We start from the raw sequence: 23,725 nt of genomic DNA on the forward strand, positions 1-23,725 counted from the left end.
GGGGGACGGCGGGCGGAGGCGCCCCCGCCGTCCCGATCACCGCGTCAGGCGGGCGCGGTGGCCTCGTCGGCCTCGACCTGCCGGTTCCAGTCGGGCTTCGTCGAGCGCCAGCCCTCGTCGTCCATGCCCCGCCGCCAGTAGCCGGAGATCGACAGCCACTCCCGGGGCACGCCGCGCTCGACGCGCAGCAGCCGGCGCAGCTCGCGGACGAAGGTCGCCTCGCCGTGCACGAACGCGTGCACCGTGCCGGGCGGGAAGTCCAGCGCCCGCACCGCCGCCACCAGCGCCTCGCCGACCGGCCGGTCGGCCCGGTGCAGCCAGGTCAGCTCGACGTCGCCCTTGCTGGGCAGCGGCTGCTCCTCGGCGGCGTCGGCCACCTCCAGGAAGACCCGCGCCGGTGCGCCCGCCGGGAGCCGTTCCAGGGCGGCGGCGATCGCCGGCAGCGCGCTCTCGTCGCCCACCAGCAGGTGCCAGTCGGCGTCCGGGCTCGGCGCGTACGCCCCGCCGGGGCCGACGAACCGCACCGGGTCGCCGGGGCGCAGCCGGGCCGCCCAGGGGCCGGCCACCCCCTCGTCGCCGTGGTGCACCACGTCGATGGTCAGCTCGCCGGCCGCCGCGTCGAAGGACCGCACCGTGTACGCGCGCAGCCGCGGCCACTGCTCGGCGGGCAGGCGGCGGATCGCCGCGAGGTCGACCGGCTCCGGATAGGTCACCCCGTCCGGCGGGAAGACCAGCTTCACGTAGTGGTCGGTGTGCTCGCCCACCGGGAGGCCGGTCAGCTCCTCCCCGCCGAGCACCAGCCGGATCACGTGCGGGGTGGGCCGCCAGGTCCGCAGGACCCGGGCGGTGGTGACCTTCTTCGGGCGCTCCGTCATGCGCTTAGGCTAGCCTAAGTCCGCTCGGCTGCCCACCGGCCGTCCGCCGCCGCCCACCGGCCCGTTCGCGGCCCTGGCCTCGGCGTTCAGTCGGCCCGCAGCCGCTCGTGCCAGGCGACGGCGGCCGGGTCGGTGAGCGAGGCGACCTGGTCGATCACCACGCGCAGCCGGGCGGCGTCGTCCGGGGCGTCCCGCCACAGCGGGGCGAAGACCGGGTCCAGCGCCTCGGGGGCCCGTCGGGTCAGGGCGGAGACCAGCTCGGCGAGGATCTGCCGCTGCCGCTCGTACCGGCACCGCGCGCCGGGGCGGCGCATCACGTAGCGCAGCGCCAGCCCCTTGAGCAGCGCGCACTCGGCGCGGACCCGGCGCGGCACCACCAGGTCGGCCGCGTACCGGCGCAGCGGGCCGGGCCCGCAGCGCTCCCGGGTGGCGGCCACCACGGTCGAGACGAACCGGCCGGTGAGCACGCTGGTGGTCGCCTTCAGCGCGGCTTGGGCCCGGTGGCTGCCGTCGTAGCCGGCGAGGGGGGCGAGCACCGGGTCGGCGAGCAGCTCGACCAGCACGACGCCCAGGTCCGCCGGGGACTCCCCGGAGTAGGTGGCGGCCACGTCGGCGCAGAGCGCGGCCCGCTCGTCGGGGTCGGCCAGCAGCGGGCCGAGGCCCACGTACCCGCCGTGGACGCCGTCCTCGACGTCGTGCACCGAGTACGCCACGTCGTCGGCCCAGTCCATCACCTGGGCCTCCAGGCAGCGCCGCCCCTCGGCCGGGGCGCCGGCGCGCAGCCAGTCGAAGACCGGCCGGTCGTCGGCGTACACCCCGAACTTGCCGCCCGCCGGCCGGCGCGGCCACGGGTACTTCGCGGTGGCGTCGAGCGACGCCCGGGTCAGGTTGAGCCCGGCGGACCCGCCGCCCGGGGCTAGCACCTTGGCCTCCAGCCGGGTGAGCACCCGCAGCGTCTGTGCGTTGCCCTCGAAGCCGCCGCACGACGCGGCGAGCTGGTCCAGGGCGGCCTCGCCGTTGTGCCCGAACGGCGGGTGACCGAGGTCGTGGGCCAGCCCGGCGGTGTCCACCACGTCGGGGTCGCAGCCCAGCCGGGCGCCCATCTCCCGGGCGATCTGCGCCACCTCCAGCGAGTGGGTCAGCCGGGTACGCAGGAAGTCGTCGGTGCCGGCGGTGTGCACCTGGGTCTTCGCGGCGAGCCGGCGGAACGCGGCCGAGTGCAGCACCCGCGCCCGGTCCCGCTCGTACGGCGAGCGGCCCGCGCCGGTGTCCTTGGCCGGCTCGTCGACCCAGCGCGCGCCGGCGGAGTGCTGGTCGCTCACCCGCGCACCGGCTATCCCCGCTGCCGCAGCACGCAGAACTCGTTGCCCTCGGGGTCGGCGAGCACCGTCCGGTCGGCGTCGCCCTGGCCGACGTCGACGTGCCGGGCGCCCATGTCGACCAGCCGCTCGACCTCGGCCTCCTGGTCGGCCGGGCGCAGGTCGAGGTGGAGGCGGTTGCGGCCCTGCTTGTCGCCGGAGACCGGCAGGAAGACGATGCCCGGGAGCCGGTCGGCGGACTGCCGGATCTCCACCTCGTCGGGCCGCTCGGCCACCACCCGGTAGCCCAGCGCCTCGGCCCACCAGCGGGCGAGCCGGGCCGGATCCCGCGCGTCCACGGTGAGACTCTCCCAGACGCTGGTCATGCGGTTCCACCCTCCACCGGCGCGATACGACATCCTTCGCGAGAGCCCCCAGGCTACGCCTGAGGGCTGCCGACGGCGCGGCGACGACTCCCGCGCGACGAGTCCCCGCCCGGCGGCGCGCAACAGCCGATCAGTCGAGAGTTGTCGGCTAATCGCCGACCGTGACGGGTCGCGGTCCACCATGGCGACCGGTAGCGTTCCCAGAGCAGAACGTTACCGATGATCCGCACACCTGAATCAGATCCGAACCAGATGAATCGGACGACGGGAAGTGACGCTCGTGGACGCTGACACGGTGCTGGAAACGGAACTACGGGGGCTGCGCCAGCGCCGGCCGGAGGTCGCCGGGGGCGTGCTCGCCGGCACCGACGGCCTGCTCATCTCCAGCGACCTGCCGACCACCGACGCCACCCACCTGGCGGCCCTGGCCGCGGCCAGCTTCGGCCTCGGCCACCGGGTCGCCGACACTGTCCGACACGGCGAGTTCCAGGAGTCGGTCGTGTTCACCGCCCGGGGCTGCGTGGTGACCTACCCGGCCGGCCGGCACGCGCTGCTGACCCTGGTCACCGGGGCCCGCACCGACCTGGAGACCCTGCACCGGGAGGCCCGGGAGGTGGCCGCCCGGACGGGCTCGGCCTTCGACCAGGAGCGCAGCGCGCCCGTCAGCATGCCCGCGCCCGACCCGCACGCGCCGCTGGCCATGCGGACCCCGATGGCGACCCTGCCGGGGCGCACCCCGAACGCGTCCCGCGCCACCGGCTGGCGGCGTCCGCCGATCTGAGCCCGCCGGCCCCGGTGGGTGATGCGTGCGGCTTCCCCACCGGGGCCGGCGCCGGACGCGGCGACCGCCGGCCCGTCGTGCGGCCGGGCCCCGCCGCGCCGGCGGTGCGACGGCTCCGTCGCTCAGCGGCTGTCGGAGCCGACCGTCTCGACCGCCGCGCGACCGGCCTCCAGCCGGGCCACCGGCACCCGGAACGGCGAGCAGGAGACATAATCCAGGCCGACGGAGTGGAAGAAGTGGACGGACTCCGGGTCGCCACCGTGCTCGCCGCAGACACCGAGCTTCAGCTCCGGCCGCGCCGCCCGGCCCTCCTCGGCGGCGATCCGCACCAGCCGGCCCACGCCGTCGCGGTCGATCGACTCGAACGGCGAGATGCCGAAGATGCCCAGCTCCAGGTAGCGCCAGAAGAAGGCCCCCTCCACGTCGTCGCGGGAGAAGCCCCAGCCCATCTGGGTCAGGTCGTTGGTGCCGAAGGAGAAGAACTGCGCCGCCTCGGCGATCTGGCCGGCGGTCAGCGCCGCCCGGGGCACCTCGATCATCGTGCCGATCAGCACCTCGACGCCGCTGTCCCCGACCACCTCGGCGATGATCTTCTCGGCCTCGGCGCGCACCGTCTCCAACTCCTGGACCGCCCCGACCAGCGGGACCATGATCTCCGGGCAGGCCGACCCGCCCTCGCGGGTGACCCGCACGGCGGCCTCGGCGATCGCCCGCACCTGCATGGCGAACAGGCCGGGGATGACCAGGCCGAGCCGCACGCCGCGCAGGCCCAGCATCGGGTTCTCCTCGTGCATCCGCCGGACGGCGGCGAGCAGCGCCTCCTCCTTGGCCACGTCCTCGCCGCGTTCCTGGGCGACGGCGACGTCGACCGCGAGCTGCTCCAGCGGGGGCAGGAACTCGTGCAGCGGCGGGTCGATCAGCCGCACCGTGACCGGCAGGCCGTCCATCTCGCGGAAGATCTCCACGAAGTCGTCGCGCTGCAACGGCAGCAGCGCGGCGAGGGCGTCGGAGCGCTCGGTGTCGGTGCGGGTCAGGATCAGCCGTTCGACCAGCTCACGCCGGTCGCCGAGGAACATGTGCTCGGTGCGGCACAGGCCGATGCCCTGCGCGCCGAAGCGCCGGGCCCGGGCGGCGTCCTCGCCCGTGTCGGCGTTCGCGCGTACCGCCAGCCGCCGGGCCGCGTCGGCGTGGGTCATGATCCGGTGTACGGCCCTGACCAGCGCGTCGTCGGCCTCGTCGGGGTCGAGCGTGCCCTCGAAGTAGCGCACCACCTCCGACGGCATGACCGGCACCTCGCCGAGGTAGACCTTGCCGGTGGTGCCGTCGATCGAGACGACGTCGCCCTCGCTCACGGTCTGTCCGGCGACGCTGAACCGCTTCGCCGGCACGTTGACGTCGATCTCGTCGGCGCCGGACACGCAGGTCTTGCCCATGCCCCGGGCGACCACGGCGGCATGGCTGGTCTTACCGCCGCGGGAGGTGAGAATGCCCTTTGCGGCGATCATGCCGTTGAGGTCGTCAGGGTTGGTCTCCCGGCGGACGAGGATGACCGCCTCGCCCTCGGCGGCCAGCTCGACGGCGCGGGCGGAGGTGAAGACCACCTTGCCGGACGCCGCGCCCGGCGACGCCCCGACGCCCTTGGCGACCGACTCGAAGTCGTGGTCGAGCTGAAACCGGGGGAACATGAGCTGGGCGAGCTGTGCGCCGTTGACCCGGTGCAGCGCCTCGTCGAGGTCGATCAGGCCCTCGTCGACGAGCTGGCCGGCGATGACGAACGCCGCCGCGGCGGTGCGCTTGCCGACCCGGGTCTGGAGCATCCAGAGCTTGCCGCGTTCGATGGTGAACTCGATGTCGCACAGGTCCCGGTAGTGCCCCTCCAGCCGGGCCATGATGCCGAGCAGCTCGTCGTAGGACCGCTTGTCGAGGCGCTCCAGGTCCTGCAGCGGCACGGTGTTGCGGATGCCGGCGACGACGTCCTCGCCCTGGGCGTTGGCCAGGTAGTCGCCGTAGATGCCCTGCGCGCCGCTGGCGGGGTCGCGGGTGAAGGCGACGCCGGTGCCGGAGTCCGGGCCGAGGTTGCCGAAGACCATGGCCACCACGTTGACGGCGGTGCCGAGGTCGGCGGGGATGCGCTCCTGCCGGCGGTAGAGCACCGCGCGCTCGGCGTTCCACGACTCGAAGACCGCGCGGATGGCCAGGTCGAGCTGCTCGCGGGGCTCCTGCGGGAAGTCGCGCCCGGTGTGCTTGAGGAAGATCTTCTTGTACGCGTCGACCAGCCCCCGCAGGTCGTCGGCGTCCAGGTCGAGGTCGCTGGTGGTGCCCCGGGCGCGCTTGGCCTCGTCGAGCGCGTGTTCGAACTCCTCGCCCGGCACCTCGCAGACGGTCTTGCCGAACATCTGGATCAGCCGGCGGTAGGAGTCCCAGGCGAACCGTTCGTTGCCACCCGCCTGGGCGGCGAGCCCGACGACGCTGCGGTCGTTGAGGCCGACGTTGAGGACGGTCTCCATCATGCCCGGCATGGAGAACTTCGCCCCGGAGCGTACGGAGACCAGCAGCGGGTCGTGCGGGTCGCCGAGGCGGCGGCCCATCCCCCGCTCCAGCGACTCCAGGTGCGCCTCGATCTGGCCGGCGAGCCCGTCCGGCTCCCGTCCGGTGGCGAGGTACGCCTTGCAGGCCTCGGTGGTGATGGTGAAGCCGGGCGGCACCGGCAGGCCGAGATTCGTCATCTCGGCGAGGTTCGCCCCCTTGCCGCCGAGCAGGTCCTTGAGGTCCTTGTTGCCCTCGGCGAAGTCGTAGACGTACTTGTGATCGACCGTCTCTTGCGCTGCCACCAGAGCCTCCCACGCGCGCCGGACTGACACTTAACGAAGGTTCAGTTTGCTGATACCCCAGGGCTGACCACCGCTAATCCGGTGCCGTCGCCGATCGGTGGGCGAAGGCTAAGCGAACATCGCATGACCTGGGACTACTTGGTGACAATCGGCACAGCCGTCACGACTATCCGCGTCCGTACCGGTTTTTGGGAACGTTTCCACGAGCACGATCACGCATTTCTCGGCTCCCCTCGTACTCTTGACCGCACCGGTTCTGCCGAACTTCACCTTTGCCATATCCCTCGCAAATACACCCCCCGGAGTCCGCACCGTGCCGCCCACCGCGCCCCGCCCCGCCGAGCCCGGCCGCAGACCGCTCGACCAGACCGGCCCGGCCGTCGACCCGACCGCACCCGGGCCGGCCGCCGCCGACCTGGCCCACGCCGCCGCCCGCGCCGCCGTCGACCGGCTCGCGCCGCCGGCCCCCGTCCGGCTGGGCGACGTGGTCCCCGCCCCGGAACGGGTCGAGCCCGACCCGGCCGCCGACTTCACGCTCCCCGCCGACGCGGCCGTCCGGGTCAGCCCCGACCCGGCCGCCCGGGACGTCGCCGAGCAACTCGCGGCCCTGCTGCGGCCGGCCACCGGATACCCGCTCCCGGTGACCGACGCCACGCCGCCCGCCGAGGGCCTGACCCTCCAGCTCTCCGGCACGCCCGGCGACGCGCCCGGCCCGGTCGCCGCGCTCGGCGCGGAGGGCTACCGGCTCGACGTGACCCCCGACGCGGTACGCATCACCGCCGCCACCCCGGCCGGCCTCCTGCACGGCGTGCAGACCCTGCGCCAGCTCCTGCCGCCCGCCGTCGAGAGCCCCACCCCGGTGGCCGCCCGCTGGGCGGTGCCCGGCGGGGTGATCGTCGACCGGCCCCGGTTTGCCTACCGGGGCGCGATGCTCGACGTGGCGCGGCACTTCTTCGGCGTCGCCGACGTCCTGCGGGTGATCGACCACCTGGCCCGCTACAAGCTCAACCACCTGCACCTGCACCTCACCGACGACCAGGGCTGGCGGATCGCCGTCGACGGCTGGCCGAGGTTGGCCGCCGTCGGCGGGGCGACCCAGGTGGGCGGCGGCCCCGGCGGGGCGTACACCCGGGCCGACTACCGGCGCATCGTCTCCTACGCCGCCCGCCGGCACGTCACCGTCGTCCCGGAGATCGACCTGCCCGGCCACACCAACGCGGCGCTGACCGCGTACCCGCAGCTCGCGCCGGACGGGATCGCGCCGCCGCCGTACACGGGCACCGAGGTCGGCTTCAGCTACCTCGACCCGGGCGACGAGCGCACGTACGCCTTCGTCGCCGACGTGCTCGGCGAGGTCGCCGCGCTCACCCCCGGGCCGTGGCTGCACATCGGCGGGGACGAGGCGTTCAAGGTCCCGGCCGACGCGTACGCCCGCTTCGTCGCGCGGACGCAGGGCATCGTCGCCGCCACCGGCAAGACCGTGGTCGGCTGGCACCAGATCGCCCCGGCCGGGCACGCCGACGGTCGGGTGCTGCAGTGGTGGGGCACCGGGGGCGACGACCCCGTGACGGCCGAGGCGGTCCGGCGCGGCGCGCGGGTGATCCTCTCCCCCGGCAACCGCGCATACCTGGACATGAAGTACGCCCCGGACACCCCGATCGGGCACGACTGGGCGGGCCTCATCGACGTGGAACGGGCGTACGACTGGGATCCGGGCACGCACCTGGGCGGCGTGCCCGCCGAGGCGGTGCTGGGCGTGGAGGCCCCGCTGTGGACCGAGTCGGTGACCTCGCTGGCCGAGATCGAGTTCATGCTGCTGCCCCGGCTGCCCGCCCTCGCTGAGCTGGGCTGGTCGCCCCGCCGTACGCACGACTGGGCGTCCTTCCGCCGTCGCCTCGCCGGGCACGGCCCCCGCTGGCGCACCGCCGGCATCACGTTCCACCCCGCCCCCGAGATTCCCTGGCCGACCACGGTCCCCACCGGGCTCCCCGGCCCCCGCCCGGCACCGCAGCCGACCGCACCCACGGCCGACCTGCCCTGACGCGAGGGATGCACGGTTTGCACCATCGCGTCCCGTGGCCCGGGTCACCGCGGTGGCGGAATCGGCGTGGGGGTGGGGGCGTTGTATCTGGCATGCGACCGGGGCTCTGCCGCCTGGTCGGTTCCCTGGTCGGCCCCGCCCCGTGAGCCCGGATGCCGGGTCGGGGAATGGCGGACGGGCCGGGGTGGTTACATCTCCCGGACGCCCCGAGCAGGCCCCCCGGCCGCCGGGTGTGTGTCCCCCCAGTCTTCTCGCGGTGCCGCCGTTCCCCCGTGGCGCCGTGTCTTTCCCCCGAGCAGAGGAGCACGCTGTTATGCGTACCGATCTGATTCGTCGTACCGCTCTGACCGTTGCTGGTATCGCTGCGACCGCTGGTGGGATCGCGGGTCCGGCGCTGGCCGCGCAGGCCGCTCCCGCGGAGCGGGCCGCCGCGTCGGTGCAGGCGGAGCGTCGGCCGGCGGGTGAGCGTCAGCTGGACGTGCGTTACGAGGCGCAGCCGAACTTCTTCTACTGTGGCCCGGCGGCGGCGCGCAACGCGCTGAGCGTGCAGGGCAAGAACATCGACGTGGACACCATGGCCAAGGAGATGGGCACCACCGAGGCCGGCACCAACTCCATCAACGACATCACCCCCGTGCTCAACAAGGAGACCGGCCGCAAGGCGTACCACAGCACGGAGATGCCGGCCGACAAGGTCGACGGTAAGCGCGTCGAGAAGCTGCGCGCCGACATCGTCCGCGCGGTCGACGACGGCCGGGCCGTGGTGGCCAACATCGCCGGCACCGCCACCGACACCGACGGCGTCAGCCACTCCTTCGAGGGCGGCCACTACATCAGCGTCGTCGGCTACTCCGAGGGCGGGAAGACCGTGACGATCGCCGACTCGGCCAACCCGGACCAGGCCAGCTACCGCATCGACGTCGACGCCCTGGCGCACTGGATCGCCAGCCGCGGCTACGCCTCCTGACGCACCACACGTAAGGGCCCGACCCCGGCAGGGGTCGGGCCCTTCGTCGTAAGGAAGGGCCCCTTGTCAACGCCTCTGTTGCACAGGGGCCCCTGCAAACGTCAGCCGCCGGAGTCGGCCAGCTCGGCGCCCTCCGGCACGGTGTCGTCGTCCCGGCTGGCCAGCCACCCGTCGGGCAGGAAGACCTTGCCCGGCGAGTTCGTCCGGCCGCGCGGCTGACCCAGCGTCGCCACCGGGAACGGCTCGGCCGGGTCGAGCTTGCCGAGCAGGTCGTCGAGCTGGGCCAGGCTCTCGATCATGGCCAGCTCGCGACGCAGCTCGCTGCCGACCGGGAAGCCCTTGAGATACCAGGCCACGTGCTTGCGGAAGTCCGTGCAGCCGTCCCGCTCGCCCCGGCCCGGGTTGCGCGCGCCCGCCGTGAACTGGTCGACCAGCAGCTCGGCGTGCCGGCGCATGGTCGCCGCCACCTCGCCGAGGGTGGGCAGCCGCCGCTCGGGCCGGCCCTCGAAGGCGGCCTCCAGGTCGGCGAAGAGCCACGGCCGACCCAGGCAGCCGCGCCCGATCACCACGCCGTCGACGCCGGTGTGGGCGACCATCCGCAGCGCGTCGTCGGCCTCCCAGATGTCGCCGTTGCCGAGGACCGGCACGTCGAGCGCCTGCTTGAGGGTGGCGATGGCGTCCCAGTCGGCGGTGCCCGAGTAGCGCTGCGCGGCCGTACGCCCGTGCAGGGCCACCGCCGCGACGCCCGCGTCCTGGGCGGCGAGCCCCGCCTCGACGTACGTCAGGTGGTCGTCGTCGATGCCCTTGCGCATCTTCACGGTGACCGGCACCCCGGCGGGCGACGCGGCGTCCACGGCGGCCCGGACGAGGCGGGCGAACAGTCGCCGCCGCCAGGGCAGGGCAGATCCGCCGCCGCGCCGGGTGACCTTCGGGACGGGGCAGCCGAAGTTGAGGTCGATGTGGTCGGCGAGATCCTTCTCCACCACGATCCGCACGGCGGCGGCGGTGATCTCCGGGTCGGTGCCGTAGAGCTGGAGGCTGCGCGGCCGCTCGTCGTCGCCGAAGGCGATCATGCGCAGCGTCTTCGGGTTCCGCTCGACCAGCGCGACCGTGGTGATCATCTCGCAGACGTAGATGCCGCCGCCCTGCTCCCGGCACAGCCGGCGGAACCCGACGTTGGTGATCCCGGCCATCGGGGCGAGCACCACCGGCGGCCACACCTCGTGCCGCCCGATGCGCAGCCCGCCGCCGGGCCCGCTCCCCTGCCTTCCGCTCACACTCACCCGGCAAGTGTAAGAGGGGCCCCTGCCGACGCCTTCCGCATGGCCGGGGCCCCTCCTACACCGTCAGCAGCCGGGGAGGCGCTCGATCAGGTAGCGCTCCACCTGGTCCAGGCCGATGCGCTCCTGGGCCATGGTGTCCCGGTTGCGTACCGTCACCGCGTTGTCGTCGAGGGTGTCGAAGTCGACCGTCACGCAGAACGGGGTGCCGATCTCGTCCTGGCGGCGGTAGCGGCGGCCGATGGCCTGCGAGTCGTCGAACTCCACCACCCAGCGCTTGCGCAGGTCGGCGGCGAGCTGCTTGGCCTTCGGCGAGAGGGCCTCGTTGCGCGACAGCGGCAGCACGGCCACCTTCACCGGGGCCAGGCGCGGGTCGAAGCGCATGACGGTGCGCTTGTCCACCCCGCCCTTGGTGTTCGGGGCCTCGTCCTCGTCGTACGCCTCCAGCAGGAACGCGAGCACCGCGCGGGTGAGGCCGGCGGCCGGCTCGATCACGTACGGGATCCAGCGCTCGCCCTTGGCCTGGTCGAAGTACGACAGGTCGACGCCGGAGTGCTTGCTGTGCGTGGACAGGTCGAAGTCGGTGCGGTTGGCGATGCCCTCCAGCTCGGCGAACTCGCTGCCGCCGAACTGGAACTTGTACTCGATGTCGACGGTGCGCTTCGAGTAGTGGGAGAGCTTCTCCTTGGGGTGCTCGTAGAAGCGCAGGTTCTCCTCCGACAGGCCGAGGTCGAGGTACCAGTTCCAGCGCTCCTGCAGCCAGTACTCGTGCCACTGCTCGTCGGTGCCCGGCTCGACGAAGAACTCCATCTCCATCTGCTCGAACTCGCGGGTGCGGAAGATGAAGTTGCCCGGGGTGATCTCGTTGCGGAACGACTTGCCGGTCTGCGCGATGCCGAACGGCGGCTTCTTGCGGGCGACCGTCTCGACGTTCTTGTAGTTGACGAAGATGCCCTGGGCGGTCTCGGGGCGCAGGTAGTGCAGGCCCTCGTCGCTCTCCACCGGGCCGAGGTAGGTCTTCATCAGGCCGTTGAACATCTTCGGCTCGGTGAAGGTGCCCTTGTTGCCGCAGTTGGGGCAGTTCAGCTCCGTCAGCGAGGTCAGCGGCTTGCCGTGCTTGGCCTCGTACGCCTCCTCCAGGTGGTCGGCGCGGAACCGCTTGTGGCAGGACTGGCACTCGGTGAGCGGGTCGACGAACTCGGCGATGTGGCCGCTGGCCTCCCAGACCTTGCGGGCCAGGATGACCGCCGAGTCCAGGCCGACGACGTCGTCGCGCTGCTGGACCATGGTCCGCCACCACTGCCGGCGGACGTTCTCCTTCAGCTCCACGCCGAGCGGGCCGTAGTCCCACGCCGACCGGGTGCCCCCGTAGATCTCGCTGGAGGGGAAGACGAAGCCTCGGCGCTTGGCGAGGCTGACGACGGCGTCGATACGGTCGGCTGGCATGTTGTTTCCTCCTACGCCGGCTGGCGGTCGGCGGGGGCGCGCGGTGGACGGAACGGTCGGTTCGGGACCCACGGTACGACCGCGGGGACCCCGAGCCCAACAGAATACCGGGGGCGGCGGTCAGCTCACCCCGCAGACCTCCATGGCGCCGGTCTGCTCGTCGGGGGCGAGGGTGACCTCCTGGTCGCCCCGGTCACCGCCGCTGAAGGTGACCGAGACGGGCACGGTGAGGTTGACCGTGTCGACGTCACCCACCCGGTACGAGTCGATCTGCGGCTCGGCGGCGACCCGCCGCTCGAACTCCTGCCGGGACTCGCGCCGCTGCGCGTCGTCGCAGAGCGCGTCGTACGACTGGTCGTACTTGCGCTCGGCCAGCCCCCGGTAGTAGTCGTCGGTGACCGACCGGCCCTGCTCGCGTACGGCCTGCACGTTGCTGACCGCGAGGCCCACCACGGCCGTGCCGCCCCCACCGCAGCAGATCAGCACCGCGAGCGCCCCCGCGCCGAGGCCGAGCCACAGGCGGGCGCCGCGCCCCTCGGTGGGGGGCGCCGCGAACGGCGGGACCACCCCGGGGCCGGCCGGGGGCGCGGGGACCTGCGGCTCCGGGGGCGTCGGCGGCACGCCGGGGGCCGGCGGGCCGTCGGGCCCGGGCGCCACGGGGTACGGGGGTGGACCGGACGGTCCGGGTGCGGTCATAGGTGCAGGGTAGTGCCCGGCGGCTCAGCGCAGCGGATCAGCGGCCCGATCACTGGGGTTGACCTCCACGGCGCCGCCGGGTGCCGCGCCGGCCAGCGTCTCGTACGCGGACGGCTCGTCCAGCGACTCGGCCAGCAGCGGCGTGGCGTGCACCTTCACGTCGAACCCGCCGAGCGCCCGCCGGTACGTCCCGACGGACTCCCACTCGGTGACGAGGCACCAGTGGCGGGGGTCGTCCAGGGCCCGCAGCAGCTCCCCGCGCAGGTAGCCGGGGCGGGCGGCGAGCGCGGCGAGGGCGGCGTGCGCGCGTTCGGTGAAGGCGGGGGCGACGTCCTCGTCGATCACGAACCGGTTGGTGACCAGCACCCGGGATCCTCCTCGTAGAGTCTGTGGGATGCAGCGTACGCAGCGCTCCCTGCCGCTCCGGCTGGCCCGGGCGAACCCGACGACGGTCTTCCTGGCGGCCCTGGTGCTGGTGCTGGTGGGGCTGTTCGCCCCGGGGGTGCTCGGCGGGGCGCTGCTGCTGGTGCTCGCCGCCGCGCTGGTGGCGCTGCTGGTCACCACCTGGCCGGTGCAGTCCCCGGCGACCCGGGTGATCCGGCTGGTGATGCTGACCCTGCTGGTGGCCGTGGCGTTGGCGAAGCTGCTCTGAGCCGCCCAGCCGCCAACAGCGGAGTCGGCACTAGCAGAAGAGCCACTCGCATGCAAGCATGCGTTTTTGACAATCAATTTCGTTATCGCGGAGAGTTGGGGGCATGATGCTCCGCCGCCCCACCGTACGTGTCCTGGCCGCCGCGACCGCCCTGGTCGCGCTCGGTGCCGCCACCGCCTGCTCCGACGACGGCACGACCGGCGCCGACCCGCAGCGGGTCGACGTGGCCGCCGCCTTCTACCCGCTGCAGTTCGTCGCCGAGCGGGTCGGCGGCGACGCGGTCCGGGTCACCAACCTGACCAAGCCCGGCGCCGAGCCGCACGACCTGGAGCTCACCCCGAGCCAGGTCGGCGAGGTCAACCAGGCCGAGCTGGTCATCTACCTCAAGGGCTTCCAGCCGGCCGTGGACGAGGCGATCACGCAGAGCGGCGGCGACCGGGCCTTCGACGTGGCCGGGGTGCAGCCACTGCTGGCCGCGAGCGCGGGCGGGCACGACCACGAGGGCGAGGGCGCGGGCCAGGAGGAGCACGCCGACGAGGAGGGCAACGGTGGCAAGGACCCCCACCTGTGGCTCGACCCGACCCGGCTGGCCGGCGTCGCCGACCAGTTCGCCGAGCGGCTCGGCAAGGCCGACCCGGAGCACGCCGCCGACTACACCGCGCGGGCGAAGACTCTGCGCGCCGAGTTGGAGAAGCTGGACGCCGACTTCGCCGCCGGGCTGAAGACCTGCCAGCGGCGGGAGATCGTGGTGAGCCACACCGCGTTCGGCTACCTGGCCGAGCGCTACCAGCTCGAACAGGTCGGCATCACCGGGCTCACCCCGGAGACCGAGCCCGCCCCGCAGCGCCTCGCCGAGGTGGCGAAGGAGGCCCGGGAGCACGGCGCGACCACGATCTTCTTCGAGACCCTGGTCAGCCCGAAGGTCGCCGAGACCATCGCCCGCGAGGTCGGCGCGAAGACGGCGGTGCTCGACCCGCTGGAGGGGCTGTCGGCCGACGGCGGCGGGCAGGACTACCTTTCGGTGATGCGCACCAACCTGCAGACCCTGAGGACGGCGTTGAGCTGCTCGTGACCGAACCTGTCATCACCGTCGCACACGGGGTGGTCGGCTACGACGGCCGCCCCGTGCTGCGGGACGTCTCCCTCGCCGTCGACACCGGCGAGGTCGTCGCCATTCTCGGCGCCAACGGCTCCGGCAAGTCCACCCTGATCCGCGCGGTGCTCGGGCTGGTCCCGCTGCACTCCGGGTCCGTCTCGCTGTTCGGCACCCCGCTGCGGCGGTTCCGGCAGTGGAAACGCATCGGGTACGTCCCGCAGCGGCTCGGCGCGGGCGGCGGGGTCCCCGCCACGGTCCGCGAGGTGGTCGCCTCCGGCCGGCTGGCCCGCCGGGGCGTGCTGCGCCCGCCGGGGCGGGCCGACCGGGCGGCGGTCGACGCCGCGCTGGCGTCGGTGGGCCTGGCCGACCGGGCCGGCGACCCGGTGGCCACCCTCTCCGGCGGGCAGCAGCAGCGCACCCTGATCGCCCGGGCGCTGGCCGGCGAGCCGGAGCTGCTGGTCCTCGACGAGCCGACCGCCGGGGTCGACGCGGCCAGCCAGGAGGCGTTCGCGGGGGCGCTGCGCGGCTTCCTCGACGGCGGCGGGACGGTGCTGCTGGTCGCCCACGAGCTGGGGCCGCTGCGCCCGCTGATCAGCCGCGCCGTGGTGGTGCACCAGGGCGGGATCGCGCACGACGGGGCGGTCCCCGAACCGGCCGGGCACCACGCCGACCCCGACCACGACCACGTGCACCCGCACGCACCCGACGAGCCCGCAGGGCTGTGGAGCAGTTGAGCATGGAGCTTTTCCAGTACCCGTACATGCAGCGGGCCCTGATCGGCGCGCTGGTCATCGGCCTGGCCGCTCCGGCGCTCGGCATCTACCTGGTGCAGCGCCGGCTGGCGCTGATCGGCGACGGGGTGGGGCACGTGGCGCTGACCGGGGTCGGCGCGGGGCTGCTGCTCAACCGCTCCCCCGTGCTGGTGGCGGTGGTCGTGGCGACGCTCGGCGCGGTCGCCATCGAGCTGGTCCGGGCCCGGGGCCGCACCTCCGGCGACCTCGCGCTGGCGCTGCTGTTCTACGGCGGCATCGCCGGCGGGGTGATGCTGGTGGGGCTCTCCGACGCCACCAGCGCCAACCTCAACGCCTACCTGTTCGGGTCGCTGACCACCATCTCGCCGCAGGACCTGACCACCATCGTGGTGCTCGGGGCGGCGATCCTGGTCACCATGCTGGCGCTGCGCCCGGCGCTGTTCGCGGTCTGCCACGACGAGGAGTACGCCCGGGTCGCCGGCCTGCCGGTGCGGGCGCTGAACCTGCTGCTGGCGGTCGGCACCGCGGTCACCGTGACGATCGCCATGCGGGCCGTGGGGGTGCTGCTGATCAGCGCGCTGATGGTGGTCCCGGTGGCCACCGCCCAGCAGGTCACCCGGGGGTTCCGCGCCACGATGACGGCGGCCATGGCGCTCGGGCTGTTCGCCGCCGGCTCCGGCGTGTGGGTGGCCGCCAACGCCGACACCGCGCCCGGGGCGTCCGTGGTGCTGCTGGCGATCGCCTCCTTCCTCGCGGTGGCGGTCGTCGCGGCGGCCTGGCGGGCACTGCGCCGCCGGCGCGCGGAGGCCAGCACGCCGGCTTCGGAACCCCACGAGGTGGTACTTCGTTGATCCTGCGCCCCGGCGTGTCGGCGGGATTGGTTACCGTTATCCAGTGACCAGCGGATCAGGGTACGAGGCCTACGAGGGCGCCGGTGAGCTGCTGCGCGCGCTCTCGGCCCCCATCCGACTGGCGATCGTGAGCGAGCTGGCGCAGGGTGAACGGTGCGTGCACGAGCTGGTGGAGAAGCTCGGAGCCGCCCAGCCGCTGGTCTCCCAGCACCTGCGGGTGCTGCGCGGGGCCGGCGTGGTCCGGGGCTCCCGGCGTGGCCGCGAGATCGCGTACGCGTTGGTCGACGAGCACGTCGCGCACATCGTGGCCGACGCGGTCAGTCACGCCGGGGAGGCATCATGAGCGAGGGCACCGCCGTCCGGAACACCCGGCAACGCTCCGCGGTGAGCGCGCTGCTGGGCGAGGTGGAGGGCTTCCACAGCGCGCAGGACCTGCACGCCATGCTCCGCGAGCGCGGCGAGCGGGTGGGGCTGACCACCGTCTACCGCACGCTGCAGGGGCTGGCCGACGCGGGCGAGATCGACGTGATGCGCCCGCCGGGCGGCGAGCACCTCTACCGGCGGTGCAGCGAGGGCCACCACCACCACCTGGTCTGCCGGGTCTGCGGCCGCACGGTCGAGGTCGCGGGGCCGACCGTGGAGGCCTGGGCGGAGCGGGTGGCGGCGCAGCACGGGTACGCCGACGTCAGCCACACCCTGGAGATCTTCGGCACCTGCCCGGCCTGCACCGGCTGACAATTCCGACCCGTGCCGAGCCGGGGCGGCCGTGGCACGCTGTGCGGCGTGAAAATCTACGCCGATCGCTTCCCGACCGCCGCCCGTCAGTTGCTCACCGACCTGCTCGTCCTCGCCTGGGTGTACGCCGCGATCCGCTTCGCCCTCTGGGTGCACGACCTGGTGCAGAAGCTCGCCGTACCCGGGCAGAAGCTGGAGGGGGCCGGCGGCGGCCTGGCCGACAACCTGGCCGAGGCCGGCGGCAAGGTCGGCCGGGTGCCGCTGGTCGGCGACGAGCTGACCGCCCCGTTCACGAAGGCCGCCGACGCGGCGCGGGCCGTCGCCGAGGCGGGCCGCGACCAGCAGGAGCTGGTCGGCCAGCTCGCGCTGGCGCTCAGCATCGCCGTGCTGGTCTTCCCGCTCGGCCTGGTGCTGTTCGGCTGGCTGCCGCTGCGGCTGCGCTGGATGCGTCGGGCCGCCTCGGCGAAGGCGCTGGCCACCGCCCCCGCCGGCCGGGACCTGCTGGCCCTGCGGGCGCTGGCCGGACAGCCGCTGGGGAAGCTGGCCCGGATCGCCCCGGACGTGGCCGAGGCGTGGCGGCGCGGCGACGACGCCACCGTCGACGCGCTCGCGGCGCTGGAGCTGCGCCGACTCGGCCTGCGCACGGGCCGCTGACCGGGCTGCCGGGCCTGCCGGGCGGACCGGCAAGCGTCGGGTCTGCCGGCCCGCCGGGCGGCCCGCCGGCCTGCCGGGCCTGTCGGGTGGACCGGCGTGCCTGCCGGGCGGACCGGCGGGCGTCGGCCCGCCGCACCGACGCCCCGGCGGCACGTGACGCCGCGTGACTCGCCGCCCCGACGCCGGCACCCCCTCCGCCCCCTTTGCTCTGCACCCACATGCGCAGCAGTCACGCAGCGCAACCGCACGCCGCCCCTCGACATGGTCCGCGATCTTGCATCCCGGCTGCTCAAGCCGAGTGTTGCGTGGATGGGTGCAGAGCAAAGGGAGCGAGGAGACGTGTCGGGTGCGGCAAGGCCGTGACGCAGAGTCAGACCGACCGGGGACCTCGAAGGAGCCACGATCGTGACGCAGGGCGACCACCACGCGGGCCAGCCCGCCAGCGCCGCCACGACCGTCGCGTCCGCCGCGGTTGTGCGCACCACGGGAAGGGGATTAGATAAGCATCGATACGTTTGCCTCGGGTGCCTGCCCTGCGCCGGGTGCCGGGGTGCCGGGAGGGAGCGACCCATGTCCGTGTCTCGCAGGCGGTCGATCGTCGCGGCCGGTGCCGTCGGCGTGGTGGCGATGCTCGCCGCCACGCTCCTGGGGCTGCCGCCGGCACGGGCGGCGACCGGTGACGGCTCGCCCACCGACCCGAACATCGCGTTCGTCGGCCGCTGGGACAAGAGCAACAGCACCGCGTACGTGCCGAACTGGGCCGGGGCCTACCTGAGGACCGGGTTCACCGGCACCACGGTCAAGCTGCGGCAACGCCGCACCATCGACCTGTACTACAGCATCGACGGGGCCGACTTCACGTACCTGACCAACGTCAGCGGGACCGTCAACCTGACCCCCACCCCGCTGCGCGCCGGCAACCACACGCTGCTGGTGTCGTACCGGGTGGTCGGCGGCTCGTACACCGGGGACGCGGTGTTCCAGGGGCTGACCCTCGACGCGGGCGCGACCACCCTGCCGACCCCGGTGCGGCCCCGGCTGATCGAGTTCGTCGGCGACTCCATCACGCTGGGCACCACGTCGTCGCGCGTGGCGCTGACCGCGTACGGCTGGCTGACCGGCGAGCAGCTCGGCACCGAGCACACCCAGCTCGGCTACGGCGGGGGCTGCCTGGTGGCCACCGCCGACGGCTGCGTCAGCGTGGCCGCGCAGTTCCTCAAGACCGGATACGCGGCCACCAGCCCGAACTGGGACTTCAGCCGCTACCAGGCCGACGCCGTCGTGATCAACCTGGGCACCAACGACCGCGGCCACGGGGTGAGCGGCGCGGACTTCCAGAGCCAGTACGCCACGTTCATCCGTACCGTGCGGGGGAAGTACCCGCGCGCGGCGATCTTCGCGCTGCGTACCTTCAGCGGCCGGTACGCCGCGGAGACCGCCGCCGCCGTCACGACGGTGACCGGCGGCGGCGACCGCAACGTGTTCTACGTGGACACCACCGGGTGGCTGCCGGCCGACGGGCTGAGCGACTCGGTGCACCCGAACGACGCCGGACACCGGGCGATCGCGGCGCGGCTCGCCCCGATCGTCGCCGCGAAGCTGGGCACCACCACCCCGACGCCCGGCACCACCACCCCGCCCGCCACCACCCCGCCGGCTGGCACGACCGGCTGCTCCGTCGGGTACGCGGTCACCGGCCAGTGGCAGGGCGGCTTCCAGGGCGAGGTCACCGTCCGCAACACCGGGACCGCGCCGGTCGACGGCTGGACGGTGCAGTGGACGTTCGCCGACGGCCAGCGGATCAGCCAGGCGTGGAACGCGAGCTACGCGCAGAGCGGCGGCACCGTGCGGGCGACCAACGCCAGCTGGAACGGCACGATCGCGGCCGGCACGACGGTGAGCTTCGGCTTCCTGGCCGACGCCCCCGGCGCGAACACCCGGCCGACCGCGTTCACCCTCAACGGCGCCGCCTGCGCGCTCTCCTGACCGCCGTCGTCAACGCAGGTAGGCCGCCAGGCCGATCTGCTGGTCGCGCAGCGCGGTGGCGACCACGCCGGCGATCTGCCGGGCACCCGCCGCCTCGAAGTGCGTGTGGTCGTTGCAGAAGAACGCGCCCACCGCACCCGAGCCGTAGTCGCCGTTGTTCGGGCACAGCCCGAGCCGGTTGTACAGCGTGTAGCTCAGCCTGTGCAGGTCGATGACCGGCACGTTGTTGGCCGCGCCCGCGTCGAACGTCTCGGTGAGGAAGCCCCGGTTGCCGACGGCGGTGCTGCCCGAGCAGGTGATCGCGGCGGCCGGCGTGAGGAAGACCGGGCGCGCGCCGCGCTGCTTGGCGGCGTTGGCCATCACGCCGAGCAGTTGCTTGTACCGCGCGGAGCCGACGTGCCGGTTGCAGTTGGGGTCGCCGTCGTTGATGCCGAACTGGATGAACAGGTAGTCGCCGGCCTTCATCCCGGTGCCGGAGTTCAGCATGGCCTGCCAGCGGGTCGAGTACGTCTCCGGGCTGACCACGCACTCGCCGGCCGAGTTCTTCGTGGTGGTGACGTTCGGGTCGTACAGCCAGGTCTGGATGCTGCGCCCGCCGACCGCGCTGTTCACCACGGTCGCGTTGGCGTTGAGGTACTGGCCGAACTGGTTGCCCCAGCCGACGGGGCAGGCGCCGCTGGAGGACGGGTTGGCGACCGTGGAGTCGCCGGCCAGCCAGACGGTGACGGGGGCCTGCGTGGAGGGCGTCGGGGTCGGCGTACGGGACGGGGTGGCCGACGGCGACGACGGGGTGGACGGCGGCGCGCACGGCGTGGCGGTCGGCGCGCCGGTGCACGGCACCCCGTTGAGCGAGAACGCCGTCGGCACCGGGTTGGCGGTGGTCCACGCGCCGTTGAAGCCGAAGCTGACGCTGGCGTTGGTGCCGATGGCGCCGTTGTAGCCGGCGTCCCTCGCACTGACCGCCGACCCGCTCTGGGTGACGGTGGCGTTCCACGCCTGGGTGACCCGCTGCCCGGTGGCGAAGGACCAGGTGAGCGTCCAGCCGGAGACCGGGTCGCCGAGGTTCGTGATGGCGACGTCCGCGCCGAAGCCGCCCTGCCACTCGCTGGTGACCTTGTAGTCGACCCGGCAGCCGGTGGCCGCCGCGGTGGCGGCCCCGGCCGCGACCGCCACACCGCCTGCCAGGACCGCCAGCGCGATCGCGACCACCCCGGCGGCGCGCCGATACGCCGCGCCCCACCTATTGATTGATGACATTCGATTCATACGCGCATGCTACCCGGCCGTGCCCGCCGCCCGGCCCTGCTCGGCGGCCGACCGCCGGCCGGCCGCCGAGCCGCTCGTCTAGGGTGGGGCGGTGCTCTACTTCCTGATCGTCGTCGCCGTGCTGCTGCTGGCGTACGCCGCCGTGCTGGTGAGCTTCGTCAAGCGGCGCCGCAAGATCCCGCCGCAGGCGTACCTGGTGCTGGCGCTGCTCAACGGGCTCATCCTGGCGGCCGTGCTGGCCTGGGCGATCGCTTCCCGCTGACCGGCCCCCTCGACTCCGGCGGGATGCGGCTCACTCCGGCGGGATGCGGCGACGGACGTCGTCGGCGGTGGACGGGCCCGGCGTCCAGCGGGCCACCCAGGGCAGGTCGGCCGGCGGCGTGATCACCCCGTCCTCCAGGGCGGCGTACCGGCCGGCGAGGATCCGCCGCGCCGCGGCCACGTCGACCGGGTCGGTGTTGGCCCACAGGGCGGTGAACAGGGCGTCGACCCGTAGCCGGGCCTGGCGGCAGAACAGGTCGGCCAGTTCGACGTTCTCCGGGCGGGCGTCCTTCTCCGCGTACGCCCGGACGCAGACCGCGCTCATCGCGAACAGCTCCGCGCCGATGTCCACCACCCGGCCGAGGAACGCCTGCTTGCGCTCCATCTTGCCCTGCCAGCGGGACATCGCGTAGAACGTCGACCGGGCCAGCTTGCGGCTGTACCGCTCGACCTGCCGCAGGTGCCCGGCGAGCGGGCCGAACTCCGCGTACGCCGTCGGGGTTTGCCCCCGGCCGACGGCGAGGGTCGGCAGCCACCGCGCGTAGAACGCGCCCGCCCGCGCGCCGGCCTTCGCCTTGCGGCCGAGCCCGGCGTCCGGGTCGATGATGTCGCCGGCCACGGACAGGTGGGCGTCGACGGCCTCGCGGGCGATCAGCAGGTGCATGATCTCGGTGGAGCCCTCGAAGATACGGTTGATCCGCAGGTCCCGCAGCAGCTGCTCGACCGCCGCCGGGCGCTCGCCCCGAGCGGCCAGGGAGTCGGCGATCTCGTAGCCGCGCCCGCCCCGGATCTGGATCAGCTCGTCGCCGATCTTCCAGGCCATCTCGCTGGCGTACAGCTTGACCAGCGCCGCCTCGATCCGGATGTCGTTGCGGTCGTCGTCGGCGAGCAGGCAGCACAGGTCGAGCATCGTCTCCATGCCGTACGTGGTGGCGGCGACGAAGGCGAGCTTCTGGGCGACCGCCTCGTGCTCGCCCACCGGCCGGCCCCACTGGACGCGGTCGGCGGCCCACTCCCGGGCCACGTTCAGCGACCACTTGCCCGCGCCGACGCACATCGCCGGCAGCGAGAGCCGCCCCGTGTTGAGGGTGGTCAGGGCGATCTTGAGACCCTTGCCCTCGCCGCCGATGACGTTCTCGGCCGGCACGAACACGTCGTGGAACCGGGTGAGGCTGTTCTCCAGGCCGCGCAGACCGGTGAACTCGTTGCGCCGCTCCACGGTGATGCCCTCGGCGTCGCCGTCGACGACGAACGCGGTGATCCCGCCGCGCCGCCCCTGCGTCGCCGGCACCCGGGCCATCACCACCAGCAGCGTGGCCACGGTGCCGTTGGTGGCCCAGAGCTTCACCCCGTTGAGCCGGTAGCCGGTGCCGTCGGCGGTCGGCTCGGCGGTGGTCGCCAGCCGCGCCGGGTCGGAGCCGACGTCGGGCTCGGTGAGCAGGAACGCCGACACCTCGCCGGCGGCGAGCCGGGGCAGGAAGCGCTGCTTCTGCTCGTCGGTGCCGAACATCTTCAGCGGCTGCGGCACGCCGATCGACTGGTGCGCCGACAGCAGCGCGCCGATCGCCGGGCTGACCGAGCCGGCCAGCATCAGCGCCCGGCAGTAGTGCAGGTTGCTCAGCCCTAGCCCGCCGTACTTCCGGTCGATCTTCATGCCGAACGCGCCGAGCCGGGCCAGGCCCCGGAACACCTCGTCGGGGATGCGGGCGTCCCGCTCGATCGCCGCGCCGTCGACCTCGGCGGCCAGGTACGCGCGCAGCCGCCCCAGGAACTCCTCGGCGCGGGCGTCCTCGGCCGGATCGGTGCGCGGCCACGGGTGGATCAGGTCGAGCCGGAACCGCCCGAGGAACAGCTCCTTGCCGAAGCTGGGCCGGTCCCAGGCCGACTCTCGGGCCGCCTCGGCGACCTGCCGGGCCTCCTTCTCGGACACCTGCCCGGCCTCCGCCGGCAGCGGCCCGGTGCTTCCCTGGGCCGGCGTCGGGCCGGCGTCGTCCGCCGCCGCGCTCCCCCGCACCGGCTGCGGGCCGGCGTCCGGCGTGGCTCCCTCCGCCGGGTCGGGCGCGGGTCGGCTGTTCTGCGTCGTGGTCACGGCTGCCTCCTCGAACCTCGGTCCGGATGCGTCGACGTGCTCGACTCACGAGCGACGCTACCCCCGGTTGTTACCCAGGGGTAGCGTCGCGTGCACTTCGGATTTCCGACAGCGTCGCCGCTGGTCGCAGTGGGCGCGGTCAGTCGCCCGTCAGCGGCTGCGGGTCGTCATCGTCGTCGTCGATGTCGTCCTCGCCCCAGTTGCGGCGGGCGAACGGCAGGAAGACCCAGAAGGTCAGGAACCACACGGCGGTGACCGCGGTGAGCACGAACGCGATGCCCCGGTCCAGCACGAAGTCGGTGATCAGCAGGACCGCGCTGACCATCGAGACCAGCATGAACGCGAGCCCGCCGCTGGCCATCCGGTGGGCGAAGCGGACCAGTTCCGGCTTGCGGCCCTGCCGGAACAGCGCCCGGTGGAAGGCCACCGGGGAGATGATCATCGCGGTGGCGGCGGCGGCCGACAGCAGCGCGACGATGTAGACGTCCTTCTGGAAGTCGCTGGTCCTGGTGAAACCGTTGCTGAACGGCAGCGTCAGCAGGAACGCGAAGAGGATCTGCACACCGGTCTGCGCGACCCGCAACTCCTGGAGCAGGTCGGCGAAGTTGCGCTGCCAGCGCTGCCGCTCGGTTTCCTTGGACACGCGTTACCTCCGGGGGCGACGGTACTGCCGGCGGGTGCGGCCCGCCGGCAGCATCGCCATTGCCCGATCGGATCGACGACGAAACCCATTCACGCCCGCGCCCGCGCGGGGCGGCGGGGCGCGGCCGGGCCCGATCGGA

23 protein-coding genes are annotated in these 23,725 nt (G+C 73.6%); 12 read left to right on the forward strand and 11 right to left on the reverse strand.

The window, feature by feature from the left end:
* Positions 1-44 precede the first annotated feature (44 nt).
* The 3 genes from LPU61_RS15125 to LPU61_RS15135 all read right to left on the reverse strand — a co-directional run bounded on the left by LPU61_RS15125 (position 45) and on the right by LPU61_RS15135 (position 2,559).
* Positions 45-875, reverse strand: a complete 831-nt coding sequence (locus LPU61_RS15125) for a siderophore-interacting protein (RefSeq protein ID WP_043966821.1) — start codon at positions 873-875, stop codon at positions 45-47.
* 86 nt (positions 876-961) lie between these two features.
* Positions 962-2,197 carry a deoxyguanosinetriphosphate triphosphohydrolase gene (locus tag LPU61_RS15130; protein WP_043966820.1) on the reverse strand — a complete coding sequence of 412 codons (1,236 nt, stop codon included), beginning with the start codon at positions 2,195-2,197 and terminating at the stop codon, positions 962-964.
* Between the two features lie 11 nt (positions 2,198-2,208).
* The gene (locus LPU61_RS15135; protein ID WP_229405235.1) at positions 2,209-2,559 is read right to left on the reverse strand and encodes a VOC family protein; all 351 of its coding nucleotides are present in this window, start codon (positions 2,557-2,559) and stop codon (positions 2,209-2,211) included.
* 280 nt (positions 2,560-2,839) lie between these two features.
* On the opposite strand from LPU61_RS15135, the gene LPU61_RS15140 reads away from it, so the two are divergent.
* Complete coding sequence (locus LPU61_RS15140) at positions 2,840-3,340, forward strand: roadblock/LC7 domain-containing protein (RefSeq protein ID WP_052504041.1); 501 nt, start codon at positions 2,840-2,842, stop codon at positions 3,338-3,340.
* 122 nt (positions 3,341-3,462) lie between these two features.
* Here LPU61_RS15140 and ppdK read toward each other — a convergent pair whose 3' ends face one another.
* The gene (ppdK, locus tag LPU61_RS15145) at positions 3,463-6,171 is read right to left on the reverse strand and encodes a pyruvate, phosphate dikinase (RefSeq protein WP_229405236.1); all 2,709 of its coding nucleotides are present in this window, start codon (positions 6,169-6,171) and stop codon (positions 3,463-3,465) included.
* A gap of 313 nt (positions 6,172-6,484) precedes the next feature.
* Here ppdK and LPU61_RS15150 point away from each other — a divergent pair, with 313 nt between their 5' ends.
* On the forward strand, positions 6,485-8,212 hold the full coding sequence (locus tag LPU61_RS15150; RefSeq protein ID WP_229405237.1) for a beta-N-acetylhexosaminidase: 1,728 nt from the start codon (positions 6,485-6,487) through the stop codon (positions 8,210-8,212).
* A gap of 313 nt (positions 8,213-8,525) precedes the next feature.
* The gene (locus tag LPU61_RS15155) at positions 8,526-9,179 is read left to right on the forward strand and encodes a C39 family peptidase (protein WP_043966815.1); all 654 of its coding nucleotides are present in this window, start codon (positions 8,526-8,528) and stop codon (positions 9,177-9,179) included.
* A 101-nt stretch (positions 9,180-9,280) separates the two neighbouring features.
* Here the strand turns inward: LPU61_RS15155 and dusB are convergent, their stop codons facing one another.
* From dusB to LPU61_RS15175, 4 genes are all read right to left on the reverse strand, one after another.
* Complete coding sequence (gene dusB, locus LPU61_RS15160) at positions 9,281-10,456, reverse strand: tRNA dihydrouridine synthase DusB (RefSeq protein WP_043966814.1); 1,176 nt, start codon at positions 10,454-10,456, stop codon at positions 9,281-9,283.
* A gap of 69 nt (positions 10,457-10,525) precedes the next feature.
* Positions 10,526-11,905: a glycine--tRNA ligase gene (locus LPU61_RS15165; protein WP_043966813.1), complete on the reverse strand. Its 1,380-nt coding sequence runs from the start codon at positions 11,903-11,905 to the stop codon at positions 10,526-10,528.
* Between the two features lie 120 nt (positions 11,906-12,025).
* On the reverse strand, positions 12,026-12,601 hold the full coding sequence (locus tag LPU61_RS15170) for a hypothetical protein (protein WP_229405238.1): 576 nt from the start codon (positions 12,599-12,601) through the stop codon (positions 12,026-12,028).
* Between the two features lie 24 nt (positions 12,602-12,625).
* Positions 12,626-12,967 (reverse strand): antibiotic biosynthesis monooxygenase, encoded by a 342-nt coding sequence (locus LPU61_RS15175; protein ID WP_043966812.1) that lies wholly within the window; start codon positions 12,965-12,967, stop codon positions 12,626-12,628.
* Between the two features lie 28 nt (positions 12,968-12,995).
* On the opposite strand from LPU61_RS15175, the gene LPU61_RS15180 reads away from it, so the two are divergent.
* The 8 genes from LPU61_RS15180 (at position 12,996) to LPU61_RS15215 (ending at position 19,327) form a co-directional block, all read left to right on the forward strand.
* Positions 12,996-13,253: a DUF6703 family protein gene (locus LPU61_RS15180; RefSeq protein ID WP_043966811.1), complete on the forward strand. Its 258-nt coding sequence runs from the start codon at positions 12,996-12,998 to the stop codon at positions 13,251-13,253.
* 106 nt (positions 13,254-13,359) lie between these two features.
* Positions 13,360-14,325: a metal ABC transporter substrate-binding protein gene (locus LPU61_RS15185; RefSeq protein WP_374199681.1), complete on the forward strand. Its 966-nt coding sequence runs from the start codon at positions 13,360-13,362 to the stop codon at positions 14,323-14,325.
* The gene (locus tag LPU61_RS15190; protein ID WP_043966809.1) at positions 14,322-15,083 is read left to right on the forward strand and encodes a metal ABC transporter ATP-binding protein; all 762 of its coding nucleotides are present in this window, start codon (positions 14,322-14,324) and stop codon (positions 15,081-15,083) included. The genes LPU61_RS15185 and LPU61_RS15190 overlap by 4 nt, the downstream gene beginning before the upstream one ends.
* 2 nt (positions 15,084-15,085) lie before the next feature.
* Positions 15,086-15,952 carry a metal ABC transporter permease gene (locus tag LPU61_RS15195; protein ID WP_229405240.1) on the forward strand — a complete coding sequence of 289 codons (867 nt, stop codon included), beginning with the start codon at positions 15,086-15,088 and terminating at the stop codon, positions 15,950-15,952.
* A 43-nt stretch (positions 15,953-15,995) separates the two neighbouring features.
* Positions 15,996-16,295 (forward strand): metalloregulator ArsR/SmtB family transcription factor, encoded by a 300-nt coding sequence (locus tag LPU61_RS15200; RefSeq protein WP_043966807.1) that lies wholly within the window; start codon positions 15,996-15,998, stop codon positions 16,293-16,295.
* Complete coding sequence (locus LPU61_RS15205; protein WP_043966806.1) at positions 16,292-16,687, forward strand: Fur family transcriptional regulator; 396 nt, start codon at positions 16,292-16,294, stop codon at positions 16,685-16,687. The genes LPU61_RS15200 and LPU61_RS15205 overlap by 4 nt, the downstream gene beginning before the upstream one ends.
* A gap of 48 nt (positions 16,688-16,735) precedes the next feature.
* A complete protein-coding gene (locus tag LPU61_RS15210; RefSeq protein WP_043969236.1) occupies positions 16,736-17,341 on the forward strand; it encodes a hypothetical protein in 606 nt (201 codons plus the stop codon).
* Between the two features lie 570 nt (positions 17,342-17,911).
* Entirely contained in the window at positions 17,912-19,327 is a 1,416-nt protein-coding gene (locus tag LPU61_RS15215; protein WP_229405241.1) for a cellulose binding domain-containing protein, read from the forward strand.
* A 9-nt stretch (positions 19,328-19,336) separates the two neighbouring features.
* Here the strand turns inward: LPU61_RS15215 and LPU61_RS15220 are convergent, their stop codons facing one another.
* Positions 19,337-20,584, reverse strand: a complete 1,248-nt coding sequence (locus tag LPU61_RS15220) for a cellulose binding domain-containing protein (RefSeq protein ID WP_229405242.1) — start codon at positions 20,582-20,584, stop codon at positions 19,337-19,339.
* Positions 20,585-20,684: 100 nt separating this feature from the next.
* Between LPU61_RS15220 and LPU61_RS15225 the strand changes: the two genes are divergently transcribed.
* On the forward strand, positions 20,685-20,855 hold the full coding sequence (locus LPU61_RS15225; RefSeq protein WP_229405243.1) for a hypothetical protein: 171 nt from the start codon (positions 20,685-20,687) through the stop codon (positions 20,853-20,855).
* A gap of 30 nt (positions 20,856-20,885) precedes the next feature.
* Here the strand turns inward: LPU61_RS15225 and LPU61_RS15230 are convergent, their stop codons facing one another.
* Together LPU61_RS15230 and LPU61_RS15235 are read right to left on the reverse strand one after the other, a co-directional pair.
* On the reverse strand, positions 20,886-22,943 hold the full coding sequence (locus tag LPU61_RS15230) for an acyl-CoA dehydrogenase family protein (protein ID WP_374199672.1): 2,058 nt from the start codon (positions 22,941-22,943) through the stop codon (positions 20,886-20,888).
* Between the two features lie 139 nt (positions 22,944-23,082).
* Positions 23,083-23,586: a DUF6328 family protein gene (locus LPU61_RS15235; protein WP_229405244.1), complete on the reverse strand. Its 504-nt coding sequence runs from the start codon at positions 23,584-23,586 to the stop codon at positions 23,083-23,085.
* Positions 23,587-23,725: the final 139 nt, after the last annotated feature.

This window comes from Micromonospora sp. NBRC 110038 (assembly GCF_020884815.1).
GTDB lineage: Bacteria > Actinomycetota > Actinomycetes > Mycobacteriales > Micromonosporaceae > Micromonospora > Micromonospora haikouensis.